Here is a 2,195-nt window from a genome sequence, read left to right as displayed (position 1 = left end):
GGTTGCCGGCGACGCTGGTGTTCGACTACCCGAACTCCCAGGCCATCACCGACCACATCATGGGCGAACTGGCCCCGGCGGAGCCGGAAACCAACGGCCACGACCCCAGCGACGATCAGATCCGCCGAGCCCTCCAGGCGATTCCGATCGACCGGCTGCGGGACGCGGGCCTGATGGACAGCCTGCTCGAACTCGCCGGTCTCCGGACACCCCAGGAGAACGGGAACGGGCACGACTCGATCGACGCGATGGACACCGACGCCCTGATCGATCTCGCGATGGGCGGCGGGGACCTCAACGACGGGGGAGCGGGAGACTGACATGGCCAATCCCGACGAGAAACTGGTCACCGCGCTGCGCAACTCGCTCAAGGAGGCCGAGCGGCTGCGCACGCAGAACCGGAAGCTGTCCGCGGCACTGCGGGAGCCGATCGCGATCGTGGGCATGGCCTGCCGGTACCCCGGCGGCGTCACCTCGCCCGAGGACCTGTGGCGGCTGGTGGATTCCGGCGCGGACGCGATTTCCGGGTTCCCGGCCGATCGCGGCTGGGACCTGTCGTCGCTGCGGGCGCCGGAGTCCGCGGGCACCCCGTACACGACCGGTGGCGGGTTCCTGCGCGACGCGGCGGACTTCGACCCCGGGTTCTTCGGGATCTCCCCGCGCGAGGCCCTCTCGATGGACCCGCAGCAGCGGTTGATGCTGGAGATGTCGTGGGAAGCCCTGGAACGAGCCGGGATCGACCCCGGTTCGCTGCGGGGAAGCCAGACCGGCGTGTTCGCCGGGGTCATGTACCACGACTACGCCGGAAGCGACGGCAACGGCAGCGTCGTGTCCGGCCGGGTCGCCTACAAGCTCGGCCTGGAAGGCCCCGCGGTCACCGTGGACACCGCGTGCTCCTCCTCGCTGACCGCGTTGCACCTCGCCGTGCAGGCCCTGCGGCAGGGGGAATGTTCGCTGGCGCTCACCGGCGGGGTCACCGTGATGGCCACCCCCGGTGTGTTCGCCGAATTCGGGCGGCAGGGCGGCCTCGCGCCGGACGGGCGGTGCAAGGCGTTCGCCGCGGCCGCGGACGGCACCGGTTTCGCCGAGGGCGCCGGACTCCTCGCCGTGGAGCGGCTGTCCGACGCCCAGCGCCTCGGGCATCCCGTGCTCGCGGTGATCCGCGGGTCGGCGGTCAACCAGGACGGTGCTTCGAACGGTTTGACGGCGCCGAATGGTCCTTCGCAGCGCCGGGTGATCCGGGCGGCGTTGTCCAGTGCGGGTCTGTCACCGTCCGATGTGGACGTTGTGGAGGCGCACGGCACCGGCACCAAGCTGGGCGATCCGATCGAGGCGCAGGCCCTGTTGGCGACCTACGGCCAGGATCGGGAGAACCCGTTGTGGCTGGGGTCGATCAAGTCGAACATCGGGCACACCCAGGCGGCGGCGGGGGTGGCCGGGGTGATCAAGATGGTCGAGGCGATGCGGCACGGCGTGCTGCCGAAGACCCTGCACGTGGATCAGCCGTCCACCCAGGTGGAGTGGTCGGCCGGTGCGGTCGAACTGCTGACCGAGGCCCGGCCGTGGGCCACGGACGAGGATCGGCCGCGCCGCGCCGCGGTGTCGTCGTTCGGGATCAGCGGTACGAACGCGCATGTCGTGGTGGAGCAGGCTCCGGAGCCGGTGGCGGAGGTCGAGGCCGGGCAGGCGCCGCCCGTGCTGCCCTGGGTGCTGTCCGCCCGCACCGAACAAGCGCTGCGGGCGCAGGCCGACCGGCTGCTGTCCCGAGTGGACGGTGACACCTCGCCGCTGGATGTCGCGTTCTCGCTGGCGACCACCCGGGCCTCCTTCGAACACCGCGCGGTGATCACCGGCGCCGACCGGGAAGCCCTGCGCGGCGGGCTGGCCGCCCTCACCCAAGGCGAATCGGCGGCCGGGCTCACCCGGGGAGTGGCCGCCGAAGGGCTGGTCGGTTTCCTGTTCTCCGGTCAGGGCGCCCAGCGGCTCGGTATGGGGCGCGGGTTGCACGAGGCGTTCCCGGTGTTCGCGGAGGCGTTCGACGCGGTGTGCGCCGAGTTGGACGAGCGGCTCTCGCGACCGCTGCGGACGGTTCTGTGGGGCGAGGACGAAGACTTGCTCAACGCCACGGAATTCGCCCAGGCGGGGTTGTTCGCGGTCGAGGTGGCGTTGTTCCGGTTGTTCGAGTCGTTCGGGGT

Annotated in this window: 2 protein-coding genes; both read left to right on the top strand. The window is 71.3% G+C overall.

The features are described from left to right. On the top strand, positions 1–320 hold a 320-nt coding region (locus tag FXO23_RS50380; RefSeq protein WP_158896303.1), incomplete at its 5' end, for an acyl carrier protein. A 1-nt stretch (position 321) separates the two neighbouring features. Next, positions 322–2,195 (top strand): type I polyketide synthase (locus FXO23_RS50375; protein ID WP_158896301.1); only part of this gene is annotated, 1,874 nt, incomplete at its 3' end.

It is taken from the genome of Amycolatopsis anabasis (genome assembly GCF_009765355.1).
Taxonomy (GTDB): domain Bacteria; phylum Actinomycetota; class Actinomycetes; order Mycobacteriales; family Pseudonocardiaceae; genus Amycolatopsis; species Amycolatopsis anabasis.
The sequence above is the reverse complement of the archived record's forward strand: the minus strand, read 5'-3'. Positions and strand labels throughout refer to the sequence as shown.